Annotated in this window: 16 protein-coding genes and 1 pseudogene; 10 read left to right on the top strand and 7 right to left on the bottom strand. The window is 68.3% G+C overall.

Going from position 1 to position 23,540, the window contains the following annotated elements:
* Nucleotides 1–8: 8 nt before the first annotated feature.
* Nucleotides 9–1,133: a cupin domain-containing protein gene (locus BN2503_RS10125; RefSeq protein WP_054256538.1), complete on the bottom strand. Its 1,125-nt coding sequence runs from the start codon at nucleotides 1,131–1,133 to the stop codon at nucleotides 9–11.
* Between the two features lie 52 nt (nucleotides 1,134–1,185).
* Between BN2503_RS10125 and BN2503_RS10120 the strand changes: the two genes are divergently transcribed.
* Complete coding sequence (locus BN2503_RS10120) at nucleotides 1,186–1,710, top strand: FKBP-type peptidyl-prolyl cis-trans isomerase (RefSeq protein ID WP_054256537.1); 525 nt, start codon at nucleotides 1,186–1,188, stop codon at nucleotides 1,708–1,710.
* A gap of 35 nt (nucleotides 1,711–1,745) precedes the next feature.
* On the opposite strand, the gene BN2503_RS10115 is transcribed toward BN2503_RS10120, so the two are convergent.
* Entirely contained in the window at nucleotides 1,746–2,216 is a 471-nt protein-coding gene (locus BN2503_RS10115) for an outer membrane lipoprotein (RefSeq protein WP_054256536.1), read from the bottom strand.
* A gap of 212 nt (nucleotides 2,217–2,428) precedes the next feature.
* Here BN2503_RS10115 and BN2503_RS21335 point away from each other — a divergent pair.
* Nucleotides 2,429–4,297 (top strand): annotated as a pseudogene (locus BN2503_RS21335) (sensor domain-containing diguanylate cyclase); the annotation flags it as partial.
* Nucleotides 4,298–4,378: 81 nt separating this feature from the next.
* Here BN2503_RS21335 and BN2503_RS10105 read toward each other — a convergent pair.
* The 4 genes from BN2503_RS10105 to BN2503_RS10090 form a co-directional block, all read right to left on the bottom strand.
* The gene (locus tag BN2503_RS10105; RefSeq protein ID WP_082366556.1) at nucleotides 4,379–5,842 is read right to left on the bottom strand and encodes an efflux transporter outer membrane subunit; all 1,464 of its coding nucleotides are present in this window, start codon (nucleotides 5,840–5,842) and stop codon (nucleotides 4,379–4,381) included.
* On the bottom strand, nucleotides 5,832–8,921 hold the full coding sequence (locus BN2503_RS10100; protein WP_054256534.1) for an efflux RND transporter permease subunit: 3,090 nt from the start codon (nucleotides 8,919–8,921) through the stop codon (nucleotides 5,832–5,834). The genes BN2503_RS10105 and BN2503_RS10100 overlap by 11 nt, the downstream gene beginning before the upstream one ends.
* Nucleotides 8,922–9,017: 96 nt before the next feature.
* A complete protein-coding gene (locus BN2503_RS10095; protein WP_054256533.1) occupies nucleotides 9,018–12,119 on the bottom strand; it encodes a multidrug efflux RND transporter permease subunit in 3,102 nt (1,033 codons plus the stop codon).
* A 15-nt stretch (nucleotides 12,120–12,134) separates the two neighbouring features.
* Nucleotides 12,135–13,535, bottom strand: coding sequence for an efflux RND transporter periplasmic adaptor subunit (locus BN2503_RS10090; protein ID WP_082366555.1), 1,401 nt, complete (start codon nucleotides 13,533–13,535; stop codon nucleotides 12,135–12,137).
* Between the two features lie 223 nt (nucleotides 13,536–13,758).
* Between BN2503_RS10090 and BN2503_RS10085 the strand changes: the two genes are divergently transcribed.
* A complete protein-coding gene (locus BN2503_RS10085; protein ID WP_233495048.1) occupies nucleotides 13,759–14,991 on the top strand; it encodes an MFS transporter in 1,233 nt (410 codons plus the stop codon).
* Between the two features lie 21 nt (nucleotides 14,992–15,012).
* Here BN2503_RS10085 and BN2503_RS10080 read toward each other — a convergent pair whose 3' ends face one another.
* Nucleotides 15,013–15,789 carry a TOBE domain-containing protein gene (locus tag BN2503_RS10080; protein ID WP_054256532.1) on the bottom strand — a complete coding sequence of 259 codons (777 nt, stop codon included), beginning with the start codon at nucleotides 15,787–15,789 and terminating at the stop codon, nucleotides 15,013–15,015.
* 92 nt (nucleotides 15,790–15,881) lie between these two features.
* Here BN2503_RS10080 and modA point away from each other — a divergent pair, with 92 nt between their 5' ends.
* The 7 genes from modA to BN2503_RS10045 all read left to right on the top strand — a co-directional run bounded on the left by modA (nucleotide 15,882) and on the right by BN2503_RS10045 (nucleotide 23,380).
* Nucleotides 15,882–16,631, top strand: a complete 750-nt coding sequence (gene modA / locus BN2503_RS10075; protein ID WP_054256531.1) for a molybdate ABC transporter substrate-binding protein — start codon at nucleotides 15,882–15,884, stop codon at nucleotides 16,629–16,631.
* A 100-nt stretch (nucleotides 16,632–16,731) separates the two neighbouring features.
* Nucleotides 16,732–17,409 carry a molybdate ABC transporter permease subunit gene (gene modB, locus BN2503_RS10070; RefSeq protein ID WP_054256530.1) on the top strand — a complete coding sequence of 226 codons (678 nt, stop codon included), beginning with the start codon at nucleotides 16,732–16,734 and terminating at the stop codon, nucleotides 17,407–17,409.
* The gene (gene modC, locus BN2503_RS10065) at nucleotides 17,406–18,485 is read left to right on the top strand and encodes a molybdenum ABC transporter ATP-binding protein (RefSeq protein WP_054256529.1); all 1,080 of its coding nucleotides are present in this window, start codon (nucleotides 17,406–17,408) and stop codon (nucleotides 18,483–18,485) included. The genes modB and modC overlap by 4 nt, the downstream gene beginning before the upstream one ends.
* 220 nt (nucleotides 18,486–18,705) lie before the next feature.
* Nucleotides 18,706–19,323 (top strand): TRAP transporter small permease subunit, encoded by a 618-nt coding sequence (locus BN2503_RS10060; protein WP_054256528.1) that lies wholly within the window; start codon nucleotides 18,706–18,708, stop codon nucleotides 19,321–19,323.
* A 24-nt stretch (nucleotides 19,324–19,347) separates the two neighbouring features.
* On the top strand, nucleotides 19,348–21,162 hold the full coding sequence (locus tag BN2503_RS10055; RefSeq protein WP_054256527.1) for a TRAP transporter large permease: 1,815 nt from the start codon (nucleotides 19,348–19,350) through the stop codon (nucleotides 21,160–21,162).
* Nucleotides 21,163–21,371: 209 nt separating this feature from the next.
* On the top strand, nucleotides 21,372–22,529 hold the full coding sequence (gene ssuD / locus BN2503_RS10050) for an FMNH2-dependent alkanesulfonate monooxygenase (protein WP_054256526.1): 1,158 nt from the start codon (nucleotides 21,372–21,374) through the stop codon (nucleotides 22,527–22,529).
* On the top strand, nucleotides 22,526–23,380 hold the full coding sequence (locus BN2503_RS10045; protein WP_054256525.1) for an amidohydrolase family protein: 855 nt from the start codon (nucleotides 22,526–22,528) through the stop codon (nucleotides 23,378–23,380). The genes ssuD and BN2503_RS10045 overlap by 4 nt, the downstream gene beginning before the upstream one ends.
* Nucleotides 23,381–23,540 lie beyond the last annotated feature (160 nt).

Genomic DNA, 23,540 nt, shown 5'->3' with positions numbered 1-23,540 from the left:
GTCCGAACTCAGCGGGCGTGCGCCCAGCCTGCCTCACACCAGGAGGCCAGCAACTCCAGGGCCTCGTCGCTGGCCTTGGCCAGGTCAGCGGGTGCGAGTGCCCGCGCATCAGCCAGGCGACGCATCAATGCGGCATCCTTGCCCGAAGCACGGTAGCTTTCGCCATTGATGAAGATGTGTTTGGCGTCGTACATCATGCGCGTGCGCCGGTCGAGCGCCACGGCTTCCATCATGCCCCCGGGCTCGCCCGGCTCGAACCACACATTCGGCTTGGGCTCCGTCATGTACTCGCCCAGGGCGCGTTCCAATGCCAGGGGCTGGGCCAGGGCGCGCTGCAAGGCCTCGCGGGCAAACTCCTGCAGCGCAGCGGGAATTGCGCCAGGCTGGCTCACAGCTTCCTGCTCCGGGTCGCGGTAGATCACGGGGTGCTTGCCGTCATCCTCCTCGTCCTCGTCGGTCAGTCGCAGCAGCAGTTCGCGCGCCATCTCATCGCGCTCGGGCGAGCGGAAACCGATGGAGTAGGTCATGCACTCGCCTTCCGCAATGCCGTCGTGCGCCCAGCGCGGCGGCAGGTAGAGCATGTCACCAGGCTCCAGCACGTACTCCTGTTCTGGCACGAAGTCGGTGAGAATCTTCAGTGGCACACCCTCCTGGAGGTGCAGGTTCTTTTGGCGCCCGATGCGCCAGCGGCGCTTGCCATGGGCCTGCAGCAGGAATACGTCGTAGCTGTCGAAGTGGGGTCCCACACCGCCACCGTCGGTGGCGTAGCTGATCATCAAATCGTCCAGACGCGCCTCAGGCACGAAGCGGAACTGCTGCATCAGCGCGTGCACGGCATCGTCGTGCAGATCTACGCCCTGCACCAGCAAAGTCCAGCGCGGCGTTTGCAGCGTAGGCAGGGCGCGGCGCGCAAATGGGCCATGGCGCAGAGTCCAGCCGGTCTCCTGGTGCTGGATCAGGCGCGATTCGACGCCCTCCTGCCCTGCCAGGGCCAGCAGCTGCGTGCGCAGAACCGGCGGCGCAAAGCCGGGGATGGCCTGGCGTACCAGCAGGGGCTTCTTGTGCCAGTGGCGCTGCATGAACTGCGCGGGCGTCAAGCCGCCGAGCAGGGTAAGGGGTTGGTCGGTTTTCATGGCAAAGGCAGTCAGCCCCGCAGGGCATGGGTCAAGCTGCGACAATTCTCCTATGGAAATCACTCCCCAATGCGTGGTCGCTTTGACCTGGATCTTGAAAGACACCCTGGACGAGGAATTGGACGTGCTGGCCGAGCCCGTTGAGTTTCTCGTGGGCGGCGACGACCTCCTCGCCCGCATCGAGGAGGCCCTGCAGGGCCACCGGGCAGGTGCTACCGTCAAACTGCATCTGGAGCCTGAGGAAGGCTTCGGCGACTACCAAGACCAACTCATCTTCCTGGAGCCCCGGGCACTGTTCCCCGAAACGCTTGAAGAAGGCATGACGTTTGAGGGCAGCGCCCTGCCCCAGGGCTGCAGCCCGGCCGCTCCGCGCGACCACCTCTACACCGTGACCGACATCTATCCCGAGCATGTGGTGCTGGACGGCAACCACCCACTCGCCGGCATCGCCCTGCGGCTCACCCTGTTGGTGCATAGCGTGCGCGAAGCGACCGAGGAAGAGATCGGCAGCGGCTCCGCAGGCACGGGGTTCTTCCGTATCCAGCCTGGCGCAGCAGGAAACGGCCTGCTGCACTGAGCAGACCGCCTCCCGGCGCGCGCCAGCGCCGGCGGTCAATAACGCGAAATCTGGCCGTTGACCAGCCGCACGCGGTCGCCCACGCGCAGGTCGCCGGGTGAGCTGACGTCGTAGGCGCGCATGCCGCCCTGGTCGAGCTGGATGCTGATACGGTAGGCCTGGGTATAGCCCTGGTTCATGCGCCCTTCGATGGCATTGCCCGCCACGGCGCCCCCCACGGCGCCCAGCACCGTAGCGGCCGTGCGGCCGCTGCCGCCGCCAATCTGGTTTCCCAGAACGCCGCCCACCAGGCCACCGAGCACGGCGCCCCCGCCCGACGTGTTGCCGCCCTGGGGTACCTGCATAACGTCGATGCGCGAGACACGGCCGTACTCGGTTGGATACGCCTGCTGCGGGTAAGAGGGATACGACTGGTAGTGCTGGCGCGGTGGCGCAGCGCACGCCGCCAGCGTAGAGGCCAGAACGATGCCTGTAATCAGCGAGAGCCCGCGGGGGATGGAAGGCATGAAATTCTCCTGTGGTGTGGCAGCCGCCGGTCTCTCAGGCGGTGCGCTTGGTGGATGGGATAAGCCCTTCGCAGCAATGTTCCCATGATTTTGTTGCAGAGTTGCCTACACCGGCCTGCACACCCCACGAACCGGGCCGCCACCCAGCGCTTGCAGCGCTACCATGCACCAAGCCAACCGATCGCCTGCCCCAACGCCTGGAAAGCCATGCCATGACGCCCCAACCGCCAGGTGATGCCCCCGGCCGCCGTGTACCCGCGGCGCCATGGCTCAGCAGCGTGACCGCGCCATGGCGCTTCACCGTCTTGCTGGTGTGCGCGCTGGCTGTGGCCAGCATCTGGCTGGCCACGCTGCAGCGCATCGCTTTCGAGCGCGAGCAAGCAGCCAGCGCGGTAATGCAGTCCAATGCCAACCTGGCCATCGCATTCGAGCAGCAGATGTTCCGCACCCTCAAGGCGGCGGAGCAGATAGCCGCCTTCGTGCGCGAGGAATACCTGCGCAGCGGTCCCGACATCCCCCTGCAGCAGTGGGTGCAGGACAACGTGATCCGCGAGGAAATGTTCACCATCGTCATCGTGGTGGACGAAGCCGGCAACGTCGCTGCCAGCAGCCGTCCACACACCGGCCACGTGAACTACGCCGATCGCGATTTCTTCAAGGCGCAGCGCGATGAGCGGTCCGACCACCTCTTCGTCAGCCCGCCGGTACTGGGCCGCATCACGGGCCGCTGGCAGGTGCCGATGTCGCTGCGCATCACGCGCCCTGACGGCAGTTTCGGCGGGGTTGTGGTCATGTCGGTCGACCCCTCGCACCTCACCAACTTCTACCGCCAAGGGCGCCTGGGCACCCAAGGCCTGTTGGAAGTCAGCGGGCTTGACGGCATGGTGCGCGCCCGCGAAACCGGAGGACAAGCCCGCTTCGGCATGCCGGCGCACGCCATGCCCTGGATGCAGCGCCAGGCCGCCGTTCCCGAAGGCAGCTTCGTAGACAGCGGCCAGGCCGGTGACGGCGTGCCGCGCATCGTCAGCTACCGCACCATGCGCGACTACCCCTTGGTGCTCACGGTGGGCACGGCCTATGCGCAGGCCATGGCGTCGGCGCAGCAGCGCCGCGCCCGCTACCTCACCGTCGCTGGCGGCGCCACGGCGGCGCTGGTCGGCGGCGCTGGGCTGTTGCTGTGGGCGCTGGCACGCCAGCGCCGCGTGGCGCGCGCCCTGCATGCCAACGAAGCGCTGTTTCGCGCCACCTTCCACCAGGCGGCCATGGGCATCGTGCACATCACACCGCAAGGACACATCCTGCGCGCCAACGAGAAGTACTGCCACATGCTGGGCTACACCAGCGAAGAGCTGCGCACACGCAGCCTGTTCGACCTGAGCGAGGGGCCGGCCCGGGAGGCCGCGCGCCAGTTCCTGGCCGAACGCCTGGCCGACCACTCCCACACGCTCTCGCCAGAGATCGAGAAGCCCTACCTGCGCAAGGACGGCTCGACCCTGTGGGTCTGCGAGGCGCTGAGCGTGGTTCGGGGCGCAGGCGGCACGCCGGACCTGCTGGTGGCCGTGGTGCAGGACATCACCGCGCGCAAGAACCTGGAGGCACGCCTGGCCCACGATGCGCGCCACGACGCCCTCACTGGCCTGCCCAACCGGCTGTTGTTCCAGGACCGCTTTACGCAGGTGCTCGACTCGGCGCGCCGCCATGGCCGGCGCGCCGCCGTGCTCTACCTGGATCTCGACGGCTTCAAGGCCGTGAACGACCTGCACGGCCACGCGGCAGGTGACCTGCTGCTGCGCCAGGTGGCGCAGCGCCTGCAGGGCTGCGTGCGCGCCGAGGACACGGTATCGCGCTTCGGCGGCGACGAGTTCGGCCTCGTGCTGACCACCGCCGACGCCGTGGACGACTGCGCGCAAGTAGCCGCCAAGGTGCTGCACGTGCTGGCGCTGCCCTTTGACCTGGATGGCGTACGGGTGCAGGTATCCGCCAGCGTGGGCGCGGCGCTGTTCCCCGACCACGGCGACGACATCGCCACGCTGGTGGCGTGCGCCGACAGCGCCATGTACGCCGCCAAGAAGGCCGGCAAAAACCGCTTCTGCTACTACGCTCCTGATTACATAGCTGCTAGCGCTTTCCCAGTAAGGGCTTGTGCCGTTTTTCGTTATGAATCACTGCGCAGGCGCCGTGGCCTCCCAGCGGCCTGCTACGTTCTTCAGCAGCGTGGCAGCCGCGGCCAGGCGTCGCTGGCGCACGCCGATCAGGCCGCTTTGCGCCGACAGCACCTGCGCCTGGGCGCTCAGCACGTTCAGGTAGGCCACGGTGCCGGCGCGGTACTGGTTGTTCACCACGCCGAGCGCGCGCTGCGCGGCCGCCACGGCTTCGGTCTGCACGGCCTGCTCGCGCTCCAGCGCGGCGCCAGCCACCAGGTTGTCTTCCACTTCCTGCAGCGCCACCAGCACCGTCTGGCGGTAGCTGGCGGCCGCCTGCTCCAGCGCGGCGCGGGCTGCATCCACGGCGGCGCTGCGTGCGCCACCGTCAAACAGCGTGGCCGCCAACGCCGGACCGACGGACCAGACCAGGTTGGGCGCGCTCACCAGGTCGCCCCAGGACGTGCCGCGGTAGCCCGCCGAGGCCGAGAGCGTGAGCGCGGGGAAGAAGGCCGTGCGTGCCACGCCCACCTGGGCGTTGGCAGCGGCCACGCGCCGCTCGGCGGCGGCGATATCCGGGCGGCGCTCCAGCAGGCGCGAGGGCAGCTGCGCGGGCACCGGCGGTGGCGCGGGCAGTTCGGCCGTGGGCGCCAGGCTGAAAGCGGCGGGCACCTGCCCGGCCAGGGCGGCCAGCGCATGCTCCAACTGCGCGCGGCTGGACTGCGCCTCAATGCGCTGTGCCTGGGTGGACAGGTAGGTGGCCTGGGCCTGCGCCACGTCGGCGCTGGAGGCCACGCCGGCGCGGTAGCGGTTTTGCGTCAGATCCCAGCTGCGCTGGTAGGCCGCCAGGGTTTCGCCCAGCAGGCGCTCCTGCGCCTCGGCGGCGCGCAGCGCGAAATAGGTCTGCACCACACTGGCCTGCACCGACAGGCGCATGGCCGCCAAGTCGTCAGCACTGGCCTGCAGATTGGCCTGGGCGACCTGCGCGCTGGCCGAGAGGCGCCCCCACAGGTCCAGCTCCCAGCCCGCCGCGAGGCCGATGCTGTCGGCCGTGGCGATGCTGGTGCCCGCGCTGCCGTTGCTGCGCGCACGCGTGCTGCCGGCGTTGGCCCCGAGCGTGGGCGCCAGCGCGGCGCGGCTGCTGTCCAGCGCCGCATGGGCGGCGCGCAGACGCGCCAACGCCAGGGCGATGTTCTGGTTGGCCTGCTGCGCCTGCTGCTGCAGCGCATCGAGCACCGGGTCGTTGAACAGGCGCCACCAATCATCGGGCACGGCGTCTTGTGGCTGGGCGGTCTGCCATACGCTGCTGCCGGGCACGCCTTCTTTGAAGGCCGCGGGCACGTGCAGCGCCGGGGGCTCGGAGGGCGGCACCGCGCTGCAGGCCGCCAGGCCTGCCAGGCCTGCCAGGTTGACAAGCAAAAAAGCCCTCCAGCCCTTGCTGGTCAAGCGCTGGCAGCTATCAAAAAAGGAGTTTTCAGACGGCATGGGGAATTTCCTTGCGGCGCGGGCGCTGCACGCGCTGGCGCAGGCGGTCGAGCACCACATAGACCACGGGCGTGGTGTAGAGCGTGAGCAGCTGGCTCACCAGCAAGCCCCCGACCACGGCAATGCCCAGCGGCTGGCGCAGCTCGGCGCCATCGCCCTGGCCCAGCGCCAGCGGCAGCGCGCCCACGGCGGCGGCCAACGTGGTCATGAGGATGGGGCGCAGGCGCAGGTTGCAGGCGCGGTAGATGGCCTGGGCTGCCCCGGTGTGGCCCTGGCGCTGGCGTGCGAGAGCGAAGTCAATCATCATGATGGCGTTCTTCTTCACGATGCCGATGAGCAAAATCACGCCGATCAAGGCAATGAGCGAGAACTCGGTCTTGAACAGCATCAGCGCCAGCAGCGCGCCCACGCCCGCCGAAGGCAGCGTGGACAAAATGGTGAGCGGGTGTACCAGGCTCTCGTAGAGCATGCCCAGCACCAGGTAGATGGCCACCATGGCCGCCAAAATGAGCAGCGGCTGCCCCGCCAGCGCCTGCTGAAAAGCCCCCGCCGTGCCGCTGAAAGACCCGCGCACCGACACCGGCACCCCCAACTGGACCACCGCCTGCTGAATGGCGGCCGTGGCCTGCGACAGCGATACGCCCGGCGCCAGGCTGAAGCTCACCGTGCTGGCGGGCGTGCCGCGCTCATGGTTGACGGACAGCGGCGTGTTGCTCTGCGTGATGCGCGCGAACGCCGTCAGCGGCACGCGCTCGCCGCGGCTGTTGACGAAGAAAAAGCCGCGCAGCGTCTCGGGGCTCTGCAGGAAATGGGGCGCGGCCTCCATCACCACGCGGTACTGGTTCAGCGGGTTGTAGATCACGCCCACCTGGCGCTGGCCAAAGGCGTCGTTCAGCGTGGCGTCGATCTGCGCCATGTTCAGGCCCAGGCGCGCCACGGCGTCGCGGTCGATTGCAAGCAGGGTCTGCACGCCGAAGTCCTGCACGTCGCTGTTCACGTCTTCCAGCTCGGGCAATTGCGCCATGGCCTGGCGGATGCGCGGCTCCCAGGTGCGCAGGTCCTGGATGTCGTCGGCCTGCAGCGTGTAGTCGAGCGAGCCACTGCTTTGGCGCCCGCCAATGCGGATGTCGCGCTGCGGCACCATGAAAAGGCGCGCGCCCGGCTCGTTCTTGAGCTGCTGGCGCAGGCGCTCAATCACCTGCTCGGACGAGAGCTTGCGCTCCGCCAGCGGCTTGAGCGACATGAACATCATGGCTGCGTTGCGCTGCCCGCCGCCAGTAAAGCCCGTGACATGCTCCACCGCCGGGTCGGCCTGCACGATGGCCAAAAAGCGCTGCAGGCGCTGCTCCATGGCCTGGTAAGAGCTGGCCTGGTCGGCGCGGATAAAGCCCATCACCCGGCCCGTGTCCTGCTCGGGCATGAAGCCTTTTTCAATCGCGGTGTACAGGGTCACGTTCAGCCCGATGACGCCAGCCAGCGCCAGCAGCACCAGCAGCGGGTGGCGCAGGCACCAGGCCAGGCTGCGCCGGTAGCCACGCAGCACGCGCGCGGCCAGGGCGTCCAGCCCGCGCCCCACCCGCCCGCGCTGCGGCGTATGCAGGGGCTGGCGCAGCAGCTGCGCGCACATCATGGGCGTGGTGGTGAGCGAGACCACCATCGACACCAGAATGGCCGCCGCCATGACCACGGCAAACTCGCGGAAAAACCGCCCAACGATGCCGCCCATGAACCAGATGGGCACGAACACGGCAATCAGCGACAGGCTCATCGACACCACGGTGAAGCCCATCTCGCGCGAGCCCCGCAGCGCCGCCTCGAGCGCGCCCATGCCGCGCTCCATGTGGCGCATGATGTTCTCCAGCACCACGATGGCGTCGTCCACCACAAAGCCGGTGACCACCGTGAGCGCCATGAGCGAGAGGTTGTCCAGCGTGTAGCCCGCCAGGTACATCACGCCGAAGGTGCCCGCCAGCGACGCGGGCACGGCCACGCTGGGAATGAGCGTGGCGCGCCCGTTGCGCAGGAACAAAAACACCACCAGGATGACCAGCCCCACGGCCAGCGCCAGCGCGCGCTCCACCTCCACCAGCGAGGCGCGCAGCGTGGGCGTGCGGTCGGAGACGATGGTGATGTCAATCGCCTCGGGGATGGAGGCCTTGAGCTGCGGCAGCAGCGCGCGCACCCGCTGCACCGCCTCCAAAATGTTGGCCCCCGGCTGCTTGTACACCTGCAGCAAGATGGCGGGCTTGCCGTTGGCCACGCCGTAGTTGCGCACGTCTTGCACCGAATCGACCACGTCGGCCACGTCGGCCAGGCGCACGGCGCTGCCCTGGTTCCAGCGCAGCACCAGCGGCGCGTAGTCGGCCGCCACGCGCGCCTGGTCGTTGGCGCCCACCTGCCAGTAATGGTCTTCGCGCTCCACCGCGCCCAGCGGGCGGTTGGCGTTGGTGCTGGTGATGGCGCTGCGCACCTGCTCCAGCGAAATGCCGTGGGCCGCCAGGCGCACCGGGTCCAGCGCCACGCGCACCGCGGGCAGGGCGCCGCCGTTCACGCTGGCCTGGCCCACGCCCTCGACTTGCGAGAGCTTTTGCGCCAGCACGGTGGAGGCGGCGTCGTACATCTGCCCGCGCGTGAGCACGTCGGAGGTGAGCGCCAGGATCATGATGGGCGCGTCCGCCGGGTTCACCTTGCGGTAGGTCGGGTTGCTGGGCATGCCCGTGGGCAGCAGCGTGCGCGCGGCGTTGATGGCGGCCTGCACATCGTTGGCGGCGCTGTCGATATCGCGGCTGAGGTCAAACTGCAGCGTGATGCGCGTGCTGCCCTGCGAGGAGCTGGAGGTGATTTCGTTCACCCCGGCAATGGCGCCCAGCGTGCGCTCCAGCGGCGTGGCCACGGTGGCAGCCATGGTGTCGGGGCTGGCGCCCGGCAGGCTGGCCGAGACGGAAATGGTGGGGTAGTCCACCTGCGGCAGCGGCGCCACCGGCAGCAGAAAAAAAGCCACCGTGCCCGCCAGCATCAGCCCCAGCGTGAGCAGCCACGTGCCAATCGGGCGGTGAATGAACGGTGCCGAGAGGTTCATGCCCGCCCCCCTGGCAACACAGGCATTTTTTGGTCAAAAAGGCCTCCAAGCCTTGCGCAGCAAGCGCAAGCAGCTATGGTTTTTGATAGCTTCAGCTCAGGCATGGCGCCACCTCTGCGCCCACTCCTCAAAGGTGAGGTAGATCACCGGCGTGGTGAACAGCGTGAGCAGCTGGCTCAAAATCAGCCCGCCCACCATGGTCACCCCCAGCGGGTGGCGCAGCTCGCTGCCCACGCCCGTGCCCAGCATCAGTGGCAGCGCGCCCAGCAAGGCGGCCAGCGTGGTCATCAAAATGGGGCGAAAGCGCAGCAGGCAGGCCTGGGTGATGGCTTCGCGCGCACCCAAGCCCTCGTGGCGCTGCGCATCGAGGGCGAAGTCGATCATCATGATGGCGTTCTTCTTCACGATGCCGATCAAGAGCACGATGCCGATGATGGCGATGATGTCGATGGCCAGCCCCGCCCACAGCAGCGCCAGCAGCGCCCCCACCCCCGCCGAGGGCAGCGTCGAGAGAATCGTGACCGGGTGGATGGTGCTCTCGTACAGCACGCCCAGCACGATGTACATGGTGACCACCGCCGCCAAGATCAGCAGCAGCGTGTTCGTCAGCGAAGCCTGGAAGGCCAGCGCTGCGCCCTGAAAGGCCATCTCCACCGACAGCGGCATCTGCCCCTCGCCCTGCAGCGCCGCGTGGGCGCGCTCAATGGCCTGCACCGCCGCGCCCAGCGACACGCCCGGCGCCGTGTTGAACGACAGCGTGGCCGCAGGCAGCTGGCCCACGTGGTTCACCGCCAGGGCGGTGCTGCGCTCCTCGATGCGCGCCACCGACGCCAGCGGCACCGGCGCCCCCAGGCTGGAGGGCACGTAAATGCGCTCCAGCGCCTCGGGCCCGAGCTTGAACTGCGGCGCTACCTCTAGCACCACGCGGTACTGGTTGGACTGGGTGAAGATGGTGGAAATCAGGCGCTGGCCAAAGGCGTTGTACAGCGCCGTGTCGATGCCCGCCACCGTCACGCCCAGGCGGCTGGCCTGGGCGCGGTCGATCTGCACAAAGGCCTGGCGGCCCTGGCTTTGCAGGTCGCTGGCCACATCGGCCAGCTCAGGGGCGGCGCGCAGGCGCTCCAGCAGTGCGGCGGTGCTGCGCTGCAGCTGCGCCATGTCGGCCGAGGACAGCAGCACCTGGTACTGGGTGCGCGCCACGCGGTCTTCCATGGTCAGGTCTTGCACCGGCTGGGCGTACAGGCGAATGCCGGGCACGTCCTGCGTGTCGTGCGCCAGGCGGCGCAGCACCACGTCCAGCGCCTCGCGCTGGCCATGGGGCTTGAGGTCGATCTGCAGGCGCCCGGTGTTCAGCGTGGTGTTGGTGCCGTCCACGCCGATGAAGGACGACACGCTTTGCACCGCTGGGTCGTGCAGCACGCGCTCGGCCAAAGCCTGCTGGCGTTCGGCCATGGCGGCAAACGAGATGGACTGGTCGGCCTCGGTGGTGGCCTGCAGCGTGCCCGTGTCTTGCACCGGGAAAAAGCCCTTGGGCACCACCAGGTACAGCAGCGCCGTAAGCGCCAGCGTGGCCGCAAACACCAGCCAGGTCAGCCCCCGGTGCGCCAGCACCCAGCCCAGGGCGCGCCCATAGCGGGCGATGGTGCGCTCGAAAAACTGGCCCGTGGCCTGCGCCAGGCGGCCCTGCGGGGCTTCGCCTGCGCGCTGCTGGCGCAGCAGGCGCGCGCACAGCATGGGCGTGAGCGTGAGCGAGACCACGGCAGAAATCAAAATCGCCACCGCCATGGTGATGGCAAATTCATGGAACAGCCGCCCCACCACGTCCCCCATGAACAGCAGCGGGATCAGCACCGCAATCAGCGAAATGGTGAGCGAGATGATGGTGAAGCCAATCTGCTGCGCGCCCTTGAGCGCCGCCGCCAGCGGGGCCTCGCCCTGCTCCACGTAGCGGGCGATGTTCTCGATCATGACGATGGCGTCGTCCACCACGAAGCCGGTGGAGATGGTCAGCGCCATCAGCGTGAGGTTGTTGATGGAAAAGCCCATCAGGTGCATCACGCCAAAGGTGCCAATGAGCGACAGCGGCACCGCCAGCGCCGGAATCAGGGTGGCGGTGCCGCTGCGCAGGAACACAAAAATCACGCCCACCACCAGGGCAACGGCCAGCAGCAGCTCGGCCTGCATGTCTTTCACGCCCGCGCGGATGGTGACGGTGCGGTCGGTGAGCACCTGCACGTCCAGCGAGGCGGGCAGCGTCTCTTGCAACTGCGGCAGCAGGGCCTTGATGCGGTCCACCGTGGCAATCACGTTGGCGCCGGGCTGGCGCCGGATGTTCAGAATCACCCCGGCCTTGGCGCCGGTGTCGGGCGTGCCGGCCCAGGCGGCCAGGCGGGTGTTTTCGGCGTCGTCCACCGTCTCGGCAATGGCCGACAGGCGCACCGGTTTGCCGTTTTTGTAGGCAATGATGAGGTCGCGGTACTCCTGCGCTGACTGCAGCTGGTCGTTGGCATCGATGGCGGAGGCGCGCTCGGGCCCGTCAAAGCCGCCCTTGGGCTGCTTGACGTTGGCCGCCGTGATGGCGCTGCGTACGTCCTCCAGCGTCATGCCCAGCCCCGCCAGCGCCGTGGGGTTGGCCTGGATGCGCACCGCCGGCCGCCGTCCCCCGGCAATGGCCACCAGCCCCACGCCATTGACCTGCGAAATCTTGGGCGCCAGGCGGTTTTCCACCAGGTCGTTCACGCGGATCACCGGCAGCGAGGGCGAGGTAATGGCCAGCGTGAGGATGGGCGCGTCCGCCGGGTTCACCTTGCTGTACAGCGGCGGCATGGGCAGGTCGCTGGGCAGCAGGTTCGAGCCCGCGTTGATGGCCGCCTGCACCTGCTGCTCGGCCACGTCCAGGCCGTAGTCCAGCGCAAAGCGCAGCGTGATGACCGAGGCCCCACCCGAGCTGGTGGACGACATTTGCACCAGCCCCGGCATCTGGCCGAACTGGCGCTCCAGCGGCGCGGTGACGTTGGAGGTCATCACGTCGGGGCTGGCACCGGGGTACAGCGTGGTGACCTGGATGGTGGGGTAGTCCACCTCGGGCAGGGCCGAGATGGGCAGCAGCCGGTAGGCCAGCAGCCCGGCAATCAGCACCGCCACCATGAGCAGCGACGTGGCGACCGGGCGCAGGATGAAGATGCGCGACAGGTTCATGGCAGGCGCCCGGCGTCAGTGCGATGCCGCAGCCGATGCAGCCGATGCCGGGCCCTGCGCGGCACGCGCCTCGCGCAGGCTGCGGATGTAGGCCCGCCGCTCCTCCTGGCCCATCTTGGAGAGCTTTTCGCGCTGCTCGGGCGTGAGGTTTTTCAACAATTCGGCGCGGCGCTGGCTGGCCTCTTGCGCGCCTTGCTCCAGCTTCGCTGCGGCAGCCCCGGCGTCGATCACCGTGACCTTGGTGCCGTCGCGCAGGCGGTCCATGCCGTCCACCACCACGTGGTCGCCCTCCTGCAGCTCGCCCTGCACGCTCACGCGGTCGCCATCGACCACGCCCACGCGCACACGGCGCAGCGCCACCGTGCCATCGTCGCGCACCAGGTACACGGCGTTGTTTTGCAGCGCCGAAGCGGGCACGGTGAGCACGCCCTCCAGGCGATCGACCTGCAGCTTCACGTTGACGAACTGGTTGGGGTACAGGCGCCCGTCCTCGTTGGCAAACGCGGCCTTGACCTTGATGGTGCCGGTGCTGGTGTCGATGGCGTTGTCCAGCGCACTCACGCGCCCACGCGCCAGCATGTTCTTTTGCGCACTGTCCCACAGCTCCACAGGCAGCACGGCGCCTTGCCCCAGGCGCTCGCGGATGCGCGCCAGGTGCGCCTCGGGCACCGAGAACACGGTGTCGATGGGGCGCACCTGCGTGATGGTGACGATGCCGTTGGCATCGCCCGGGTTCACCACATTGCCCAGGTCGGCCTGGCGCAGGCCCAGGCGCCCGCCAATGGGCGCGGTGACGCGCGTGTAGTCAAGCTGCAAGCGCGCGGCATCCACCTGGGCCTTGTCCGCCGCCACCACACCCTCGTACTGGCGCACCAGCGCCGCCTGGGTGTCCACCTGCTGGCTGGCAATCGAGTCCTGGGCTTGCAGCGCCTGGTAGCGCTGCAGGTCGAGCCGCGCGTTGTGCAGCAGCGCCTGGTCACGCGCCAGCGTGCCCTGCGCCTGCGCCAGGGTGGCCTGGTAGCTGCGCGCGTCAATTTCGGCCAGCAGCTGCCCGGCCTGGACCTCGTCGCCCTCTTTGAAGCGCAGGCTTTTCAGCTCGCCCGCCACCTTGGCACGCACCACGGCCGTGGCGCGCGCGTTCAGCGTGCCAATGGCGCTGACCAGCACGCGCACATCCGCACGCTGCACCTGGCCCACCGACACCGGCTGCGCCGCGCCCCCTGGGCCAAAGCGCGGCGCACCGCTGGCCGCCGGGGCGGCTGCCTGGTGCTTCTGCCACCACCAGCCACCCGCGCCCGCTGCCAGCGCCACCGCCAGCAGCACGCCCCACAGCACAGACCGGGAGCGGCCCGCCTGGCGGTACCGCGCAAAAGAAAAAGAAGGGGTGGAGGCGGGCTGGAGCGGATCGGCAGGCATGGACAAAGGCAGCGAAGGCACGGGGAAGCCAATGGTAGCCAGCCGCGCCGCCGCCGATGCAGCCTGGAGGCACTGGTCTGCCGCTTTCACCGGCCTTTTACCCTGGCTTTACCTTGGAGACGGCCCGATGGCCTCTTTTTAATAACTGCCAGCGCTTACGGGACGGGCGTTGAATGCCGAAAGCCGGCGAAGATGAGGGGCCGAATGGATACGGAGCAAGCGCATGGCACACGTCAACGCAGACCGCAGCATGGACCGCAAACGCGCGCTGGCGCGCATTCCCGCCGCGGTGTGGGCGCTGGGCCTGGTGAGCATGTTGATGGACATCTCGTCCGAGATGATCCACAGCCTGTTGCCAATGTTCATGGTCGGCGCGCTGGGCATGTCTGCCTTCGCGGTCGGTTTGATCGAAGGGCTGGCCGAAGCCACGGCGCTGATCGTCAAGGTGTTCTCGGGGGCGCTCAGCGACTGGCTGGGCAAACGCAAGGGCCTGGCACTGTTCGGCTACGCGCTGGGCGCACTGACCAAGCCACTGTTCGCAATCGCCTCGGGCCCCGGGCTGTTGGTGGGAGCCCGGCTGACGGATCGCATCGGCAAGGGCATACGCGGTGCGCCGCGCGATGCGCTGGTGGCGGACATCACGCCACCGGAGATTCGCGGCGCGGCCTTTGGCTTGCGGCAGGCGCTGGATACGGCGGGAGCCGTCCTGGGCCCCTTGCTTGCCGTGGGGCTGATGCTGCTGTGGGCCAACGACTTCCGCGCTGTGTTCTGGGTGGCCGTGGTTCCAGGCGCTCTGTCGGTGCTCGTGCTGCTGCTGGGCGTGCGCGAGCCCACGCCGCAACAGGGTACGCCGCGCACCAACCCGATACGGCGCGAAAACATCCGCCAGCTCGGTGGGGCCTACTGGCGCGTGGTGCTGCTGGGTGCCGTGTTCACGCTGGCGCGGTTCAGCGAAGCGTTCCTGGTGCTGCGCGCCGAGCAGGTGCACATCCCCATCGCGCTGGTGCCGCTGGTCATGGTGGCGATGAATCTGGTCTACGCGGCCTGCGCCTATCCGTTCGGCAAGCTGTCGGACCGCATGCGCCATACCCGGCTGCTGGCCTGGGGCCTGGCCGTGCTGATCGCCGCCGACGTGCTGCTGGCGGCCGCGCAGCACTGGAGCGTGGTGATCGCCGGAGTGGCGCTGTGGGGCATCCACATGGGCATGACGCAAGGGCTGCTGGCCACGATGGTGGCCGATACCGCACCGGCCGGGCTGCGCGGCACCGCCTATGGCGTGTTCAACCTGGCCAGCGGCATTGCCATTCTGGCGGCCAGCGCCATTGCCGGACTGCTGTGGGATGCCTACGGGCCGTCGATGACGTTTTGGGCCGGTGGCGGGTTTGCGCTGCTGTGCCTGGTGGGGCTGCGGTGGCATGGCCCTGGCGCCGCCACTCCAGGCCGCGTGCCGAACTGAGAACGTGTCGGTGTTCTGAGGCTACAAGGCCAGGACAATGGCCGCGGCATCGGCCCGCAGGCACACGCGGGCGCGGGCACGCAGGCCGCTGCCGGGCGGCGCGAAGCCCACCATCTGCACCCCGGCATCCAGCGTGGCGGCCACTTCGTCACCGGCCTCGCCGCGCGCCACGCGGGTCACACGCCCCGTCCAGGTGTTGGGTGCCAGCGCGCCCCCCGCTTCCTGCCCCTTCCCCACCTGCACCGCCGTGGCCTTGCACAGCGCCAGCACCGGCAAGCCTGGCGCCAGGCCCAGCAGCTGCGCGCTTTCCTGGGTGATGCGTGCCGTCAACGCCAGCGCCTGGGCTGCGCCAGTCCCACCCAGGTGCACGTGCACCAGCGGGCCAACCGCCTCCAGCGCCCGCACCACGCACGGCCACTGGTTGCGCATGCTGGTGCGCACCCCCAGCCGGGCAGCGGCGGCAGGCTGCGCGCCCTGCCCGGCCAGGCGCTGCAGCACCTCGGCACGCGCCTGGGCCATGGCGTCGGCGGCCCTCAGGAGTGCGTGCCCGGCGTCGGTCAGCACGGCGCCGCCACCGCCCGTGCCGCCCACGGCGCGGTGCACCAGGGGCACGCCGGCCAGGTTGGTCAGGGTGTCGATGGCCTGCCACGCGGCCTTGTAGCTCACGCCCACGGCGCGCGCGGCTTGCGAGATGGAGCCGCCCTGGCCGATCTGGCGCAGGATGTCGATGCGCTTGTCGGCCATGTCGTGGCCCAGCGCCTGCGCGAAGGAAGGGAGCGAAGAGGAAGCTTGTTGCATGCCCCATCATGCCCCGGCCCTTGCCCGCAGGGGAAGAGTGGCTGGCTATACTCGCTCGCTATTCATTTACGGAATAGCGAAGGAATCTTCCCATGACTGCCCTGCTGCGCCCCCTGGCAATCGCTGCCGCTTTTTTCAGCCTGCACGCCCATGCCGACGAAGTGGCGGTGGCCGTGGCCGCCAACTTCACCGCGCCGATGCAGAAGATCGCCGCCGCGTTCGAGAAGGACACCGGCCACAAGGCCACGCTGTCGTTTGGCGCGACGGGCAAGTTCTACGCGCAGATCGCCAACGGCGCGCCCTTCGGCATCCTGCTGGCCGCCGACGACACCACGCCCGAGAAGATCGGCAAGGAGGGCCTGGGCGACAGCGCCACGCGCATCACCTACGCCATCGGCCAGCTGGTGCTGTGGAGCAAGCAGCCCGGCTATGTCGATGCCGAGGGCAAGGTGCTGCAAAAGAGCGACTGGCAGCACATCGCCATCGCCAACCCCAAGCTGGCGCCCTACGGTCTGGCGGCCATGCAGGCGCTGGACAAGCTCGGCCTCACGGCCCAGGTGCGGCCGCGCATCGTGCAGGGCGAAAACATCGGCCAGACCTACCAGTTCGCCGCCTCGGGCAACGCCCCGCTGGGCTTCGTCGCGCTGTCGCAGGTGATGGAAAACGGCGCGCTGCGCGAGGGCTCGGCCTGGGTGGTGCCGGGGAATCTGCATGCACCGATCCGCCAGGACGCCATCGTGCTCAAGCCAGGCCAGGGCAACGCGGCCGCCGCAGCGCTGATGCAGTACCTGCGCAGCGACAAGGCACGCGCCGTGATCCAGTCCTACGGCTATTCTTTTTGAAGCGCCTGGCGCTTGATGCCTGGGCCTTTGCGTATCATCAGGCTCTCAAAGTGGCTTAGAGCAAGCGCTAAACGCTCTTTTATCTATAGCAAATCCCCACGTGCCATTCAGCCCCGACGACTGGGCCGCCATCCGGCTGACACTGGAGCTGGCCGCCACCACCACCGTGCTGCTGCTGCTGCTGTGCACGCCGCTGGCGTGGTGGCTGGCGCACACGCGCTCGCGCTGGCGCGGCCCGGTGGGCGCCGTGGTGGCGCTGCCGCTGGTGCTGCCGCCGACCGTGATCGGCTTCTACCTGCTCGTCACCATGGGGCCGAACGGCCCTATCGGCCACCTCACCCAGTCGCTGGGGCTGGGGCGGCTGCCCTTCACGTTCCCGGGCCTGGTGGTGGGCTCGCTGGTGTACTCGCTGCCCTTTGCCGTGCAGCCGCTGCAGCGCGCCTTCGAGGCCCTGGGCACGCGCCCGCTGGAGGCCGCCGCGACGCTGGGCGCCGGGCCGCTGGACCGTTTCTTCACCGTGGCGCTGCCGCTGGCGCGGCCCGGCTTCATCACGGCGGCGGTGCTGGCGTTCGCTCACACGGTGGGTGAATTTGGCGTGGTGCTCATGCTCGGCGGCAACATCCCGGGCGTGACGCGCGTGGTGTCGGTGCAGATTTACGACCACGTCGAGGCCATGGAGTACGCGCAGGCGCACTGGCTGGCCGGCGGCATGGTGGCGTTCTCTTTCATCGTGCTGATGGCGCTGCACTGGCTGCAGCCGCGCAGCAGGCCGCTATGAATGACATCCTCGCCCGCCTGCGCCTGGAGCGCTCTGGCTTCACGCTCGACGTGGACCTGCAACTGCCCGGCCACGGCGTCTCGGCACTGTTCGGCCCCTCGGGCTGCGGCAAGACGACCTGCCTGCGTGCGCTGGCCGGGCTGGAGCGCGCCCCCCAAGGCCGCGTGGTCGTGCACGGCGAAGTCTGGCAGGACGAAGCCCGTGGGCAGTGGCTGCCCCCACACCGGCGCGCGCTGGGCTACGTGTTCCAGGAAGCCAGCCTGTTCGACCACCTGAGCGTGCGCGGCAACATCGAATACGGCCTGCGCCGCCTGCCACCCGCACGCCGCCGCGTGCCGGTGGAACAGGCGGTGGAGCTGCTCGGCCTGACGGCGCTGATGGCGCGCCGTCCCGCCACGCTCTCGGGCGGCGAACGCCAGCGCGTGGCCATCGCGCGCGCACTGGCGGCCAGCCCCGCGCTGCTGCTGATGGACGAACCACTGGCCGCGCTCGATGCCGCGCGCAAGGCCGAGCTGCTGCCCTACCTCGACCGGCTGCAGCGCCAGCTGGACATTCCCATGGTCTACGTCAGCCACTCGCCCGACGAAGTGGCGCGCCTGGCGCACCACCTGGTGCTGCTGCGCGCCGGCCAGGTGGTGACCAGCGGCCCGACGCTGGCGCTGATGGCGCGGCTCGACCTGCCGCTGGCCCAGGGCGACGCCGCGGCCTGCGTGGTGCTGGCCGAGGTGGCACGCCACGACGCCGCCGCCTGCCTGACCACCGTGCGGTTTTCCGGCGGCGAGATGCACCTGGTGAGCACGCAGGCGCGCGCGCCAGGCGAGCGCCTGCGCCTGCGCGTGCAGGCGCGCGACGTCAGCCTCACGCTGGCGCGGCAGGAGGGCACCAGCATCCTCAACATCCTGCCCGCACGCGTGCTGCAACTGCGCGAAGATGGCCCGGGCCAGGCCATGGTGGCGCTGGATGCCGGGGGCACGGCGCTGCTCGCGCGCGTCACCCAGCGCTCGGCACAGGCGCTGGCCCTGGCGCCTGGCCTGCAGATTTTCGCGCAGGTCAAGGGGGTGGCCTTGCTGGATTGACACCTGCTGGTAAACCCGCAAGACATACGCAATTTCCCGCATTGCTATCTTTTTCAAAGCAATGTCGCCTTGGTGGGCCAGGGAAAGGCTTGGTACGACCGCCTGCAAAGCGCGCCGTTGTTTCGTAGAATCGCCCTCCTACCCATGCTCCCGGCTGCTGCGCGCTCACCCCATGGCGTGCCCCTGTGCAGCCCTTGCCAGCCTCACCATCGGAGACACCATGCAGGCGCTACTCTTCCTGTCCCGGGCCATCGACAGGCTCAATGCATTCGTCGGCAAATACAGCATCTGGCTGATCTTTGCCGCCACCTTCGTCAGCGCCGCCAACGCCATCGTGCGCAAGGTTTTCGACACCAGCTCCAACGCCTTCCTTGAAGTGCAGTGGTACCTGTTCGCCTGGTCGTTCCTGGTCGCCGCCGGCTACACGCTGCTGCACCGCGAGCACGTGCGCATTGACGTGCTGAACAGCCGCCTGTCGAAGAAAGCCCAGGTGTGGATCGACATCTTCGGCTTCGCCTTCTTCCTCACGCCGCTGTGCATCGCCATCCTGTACCTGAGCATCCCCGAGGTCGTCCAGAAATACACCTCGGGCGAGATGTCGGGCAACCCCGGCGGCCTGATCCGCTGGCCCGTGTGGGTGGCCATTCCGGTGGGCGTCACGCTGTTGATGCTGCAGGGCTGGTCCGAGCTGATCAAGCGCATCGCCTTCCTCACGGGCGACGGCCCCGACCCGATGGGCAAGCTCAGCGACAAGAGCGCCGAAGAGGAACTGCTTGAGGCGCTGCGCGCCGAGGAAGCGAAGAAACAGGCCCAGGCGCCCGCCGCCGCACACCGCTGACCCAGCCGCCGGAGCGCATACACCATGGAATTTCTCACCACCAACTACGCCCCGATCATGTTCGCGGGGCTGATCGTCTTCCTGCTGCTGGGCTTCCCCGTGGCATTCAGCCTGGGCGCCTGCGGCCTGCTGTTCGGCTTCGTTGGCATCGAGCTGGGCGTGTTTCCCGCCTCGGTCATGGCCTGGCTGCCGCAGCGCCTCATCGGCATCATGGCCAACGACACGCTGCTGGCGGTGCCGTTCTTCACCTTCATGGGGTTGATACTGGAGCGCTCGGGCATGGCCGAGGACCTGCTCGATACGGTGGGCCAGGTGTTCGGCCCGATCCGTGGCGGCCTGGCGCTGGCCGTGATCTTCGTCGGCGCGCTGCTTGCCGCCACCACCGGCGTGGTGGCGGCCTCGGTCATCTCCATGGGCCTGATCTCGCTGCCCATCATGCTGCGCTACGGCTATGACCGGTCGCTGTCCAGTGGCGTGATCGCTGCCTCGGGCACGCTGGCGCAGATCATCCCGCCATCGCTGGTGCTGATCCTCATGGCCGACCAGCTCGGCCGCAGCGTGGGCGAGATGTACAAGGGCGCGTTCATTCCCGGCTTCATGCTCATGGGCCTGTACGTGCTGTGGGTGGTGATCCTGGCGATCTTCAAGCCGCACGCCGTACCCGCCCTGCCCCCTGAGGCACGTATCTACCGCGAGGACGACGGCCGCTCCGGCTACCTCTCGCTGGCGGTGGTAATGGTGCTGTCCACCGGCTTGGCCATCTTCCTGGCAGCCCACATGGCCGACGTGCACACCTGGTGGCAAGGCGAGGAAGTGCTGGACGTGCCGACCGATGAAAAGGTCGTCACCGCCATGTGCGGCGGCACGTTCCTGGCGTTCGTGATCGCCAGCATCAACCGCGTGTTCAAACTGGGCCTGCTGTCGCGTCTGGCCGAGCGCGTGACCTTCGTGCTGATCCCGCCACTGCTGCTGATTTTCCTGGTGCTGGGCACCATCTTCCTGGGCATTGCCACCCCGACCGAAGGTGGCGCCATGGGCGCCATGGCGGCCCTGGTCATCGGCTTCGCACGCGGCCGCTTGAACATGAAGCTGCTGCAGCAGGCACTGGCCTCCACCACCAAGCTGGCCAGCTTCGTGATGTTCATCATGGTGGGCGCCACCACCTTCAGCATGATCTTCCAGGCCGCCGACGGTCCGAAATGGGTCGAGCACCTGATGTCCAGCCTGCCCGGCGGGCAGATCGGCTTCCTGATCGTGGTGAACCTCATGATCTTCTTCCTGGCGTTCTTCCTCGACTACTTCGAGCTGTCGTTCATCGTGGTGCCGCTGCTGGGCCCCGTGGCCGAGAAGATGGGCATTGACCTGATCTGGTTCGGCGTGCTGCTGGCCATGAACATGCAGACCTCGTTCATGCACCCACCGTTCGGCTTTGCGCTGTTCTTCCTGCGCTCCGTGGCCCCGGACAAGCCTTACCTGGACCGCGTGACGCACAAGACGATCCAGCCCGTGACGACGATGCAGATCTACAAGGGCGCGATTCCCTTCGTGCTGATCCAGCTCATCATGGTGAGCGTGCTCATCGCCTTCCCCGGCATCGTCACTGGCAGCCTGGACAAGAAGGTTGAGGTGAACATGGAAGCCGTGGGCAGCCAGATGATGGATGCCCTGCAGAACAACGAAGGCTACGGCAACAGCGACGACCCGTTCGCCACCCCGCCCGCTGGCGAGGAAGCCACACCCGAGCCACCGGCCCCGGAGGACGCCACCGACCCCGCCAAGGCACTGCAAGATGCGCTGGACGCGGCGGCGGCACCGCCTGCCTCCGAAGCGGCACGCTAACGCCGCTGCCACCCCCAACGCCAGCGCCCTTCGGGGCGCTGGCTTTTTTTATGCCGCACGCATAACGACATGCGATAAACATGCTTCGCCGTGCGCCGCCGAGGTTCTCTAATCAGCCCCAAGCCCCGGGGCTGGAGCCGCCCGGCGCGCATTGCGCAAGCCATTGGCCCGGTCCCTTGCCTGTTGACTCCACATGACAAGGACTTTCCATGACCCAAGCCGCCACTGCCTCGCCGGAGATTTTCTGGTTCCTGCCCACATCGGGCGATACACGCTACCTCGGCACTTCGGACTTCGGTCGTGCACCCACCAACGCGTACATGCGCCAGATCGCCGTCACCGCCGAACACCTGGGCTACGACGGCTTGCTCATTCCCACCGGCAGCTCCTGCCTTGACCCCTGGGTGACGGCCGCGAGCCTGGCGCCCATCACACAGCGCATCAAGCTGCTGGTGGCGCTGCGCACCTCGCTGGGCGCGCCGGTGTCCACCGCGCGCCAGGCTGCCACGCTCGACCAAGCGCTGGGCGGGCGGCTGCTGCTGAACGTGGTGCCCGGCGGCGACGCGGCCGAGCTGGCCGCCGACGGCATCTTCCTCGACCATGACGCACGCTACGCCCACGCCGCCGAGTTTTTGAGCATCTGGCGGCGCCTGCTCTCGGGGGAAACCGTGGACTTTGAGGGTGAGCACTTCAAGATCGAGCAGGCGCGCAACTACTTCCCGCCGGTGCAAAAACCCTATCCACCGCTGTATTTCGGTGGCTCGTCCAACGCCGCGCACGAGCTGGTGGCCAGCCAGCTAGACGCCTACCTGACCTGGGGCGAGCCACCGCACGCCGTGGCGGAAAAATTTGCCGACGTGCGTGCCCGCGCCGCACGCCATGGCCGCCAAGTTAAGCTGGGCGTGCGCCTGCACGTGATCGTGCGTGAAACCAACGAAGAAGCCTGGGCCGATGCCGAGCGCCTGATCAGCAAGCTCACCGACGAAGACATTGCCAAGTCCCAGGCCAGCTTTGCCCGCATGGACTCGGTCGGCCAGGCGCGCATGGCCGCGCTGCACGGCGGGCGGCGCGACAAACTCGAAGTCGCGCCCAACCTGTGGGCCGGCGTGGGGTTGGTGCGCGGCGGCGCTGGCACCGCGCTGGTGGGCGACGCGGCCACCGTGGCCGAGCGGCTGCAGGAGTATGTGGACCTGGGCGCCGACACGTTCGTGCTCTCGGGCTACCCGCACCTGGAAGAATCGATTCGCTTTGCCGAACTGGTATTCCCGCTGCTGGGCAAGCAGGCCGTGACCGACAGCGCGCGCGCGCAAACCGGTGGCGCCTTTGACATTCGCGGCGTACAGCAGCTGAAAGTGTCGGCCTCATGAGCCGCCGCATCATCGACATGCGCTGCAGGCCGGCATTCCTGCACGACTTTTTCGGTGCCACGCCCGGCTCGCCCGAACACGCCACGGCACGCTGGCTCAACCGGCGCGTGGGCACGCGTGGCCCCGACAACCACTTCGAACGCTCACTCACGCAGGACGGCTTTCTGCAGGAAGTGCGCGATGCCGGCCTGGCGAAGGCCGTGGTAGTGGGCCGGCACACCCCGAGTCAGCACCTGCCCAACGACACCATCCACAAGATCGTGCACGGCCATGACGCGCTGCTGGGCATTGCCGGGGTCGATCCGGCGCTGCAGGGCACGCAGGCGGCGCTGTCCGAGATCGAGCGCGCCATCAAGGTACTCGGACTGTCGGGCGTGGGCATTGAGCCGGGCTTTGGTGCACCGCCGCGCTATCCCGACGATGCGCTTTACTGGCCCGTGTACGAGCTGGCGCGCAGCCTGGGCGTACCGGTGTTCCTGATGAGCGGCCCGACCACACCCGACCCGCGCTTCAACGACCCCGCCGGCCTGGCCAAGGTGGCGCAGGCCTTTCCTGACCTGCCCCTGGTGGTCTACCACGGCTACTGGCCCAACGTGCAAGCGGCCATTGGCCTGGCTTTCCGCCACGAAAACGTGCACCTGGTGCCCGACATGTACCTGTTCCAGCCGGGCAAGGACGCCTATGTGCAGGCGGCCAACCAGTTCCTAGCGGCGCAGCTGCTGTTCGGCTCCTCGTACCCGTTTCGCCCGATCGGCCAGAGCATCGACGACTTCGCCACGCTGGGCTTCAAGGACGAAGTGCTAGACGGCCTGTTCTACGGCAATGCGACGCGCCTGTTCAAGCTGGCATAGCCATTTTCATGGAAAAATAGCCTCTAGGGAAGGTCTGCAAAACCCCTGGTCATTCCGACTGGCGCAGAGCCTGATGAGGACCGACGATCACGGACATGGATCAGATCACGCTTGGCCTTGACCCCCTGCCCAAGAAAACCCGCAAAGAGGTCTTCCTTGA

Source organism: Paenacidovorax caeni, from assembly GCF_001298675.1.
Classification (GTDB): Bacteria; Pseudomonadota; Gammaproteobacteria; order Burkholderiales; family Burkholderiaceae_C; genus Paenacidovorax; species Paenacidovorax caeni.
The sequence above is the reverse complement of the archived record's forward strand: the minus strand, read 5'-3'. Positions and strand labels throughout refer to the sequence as shown.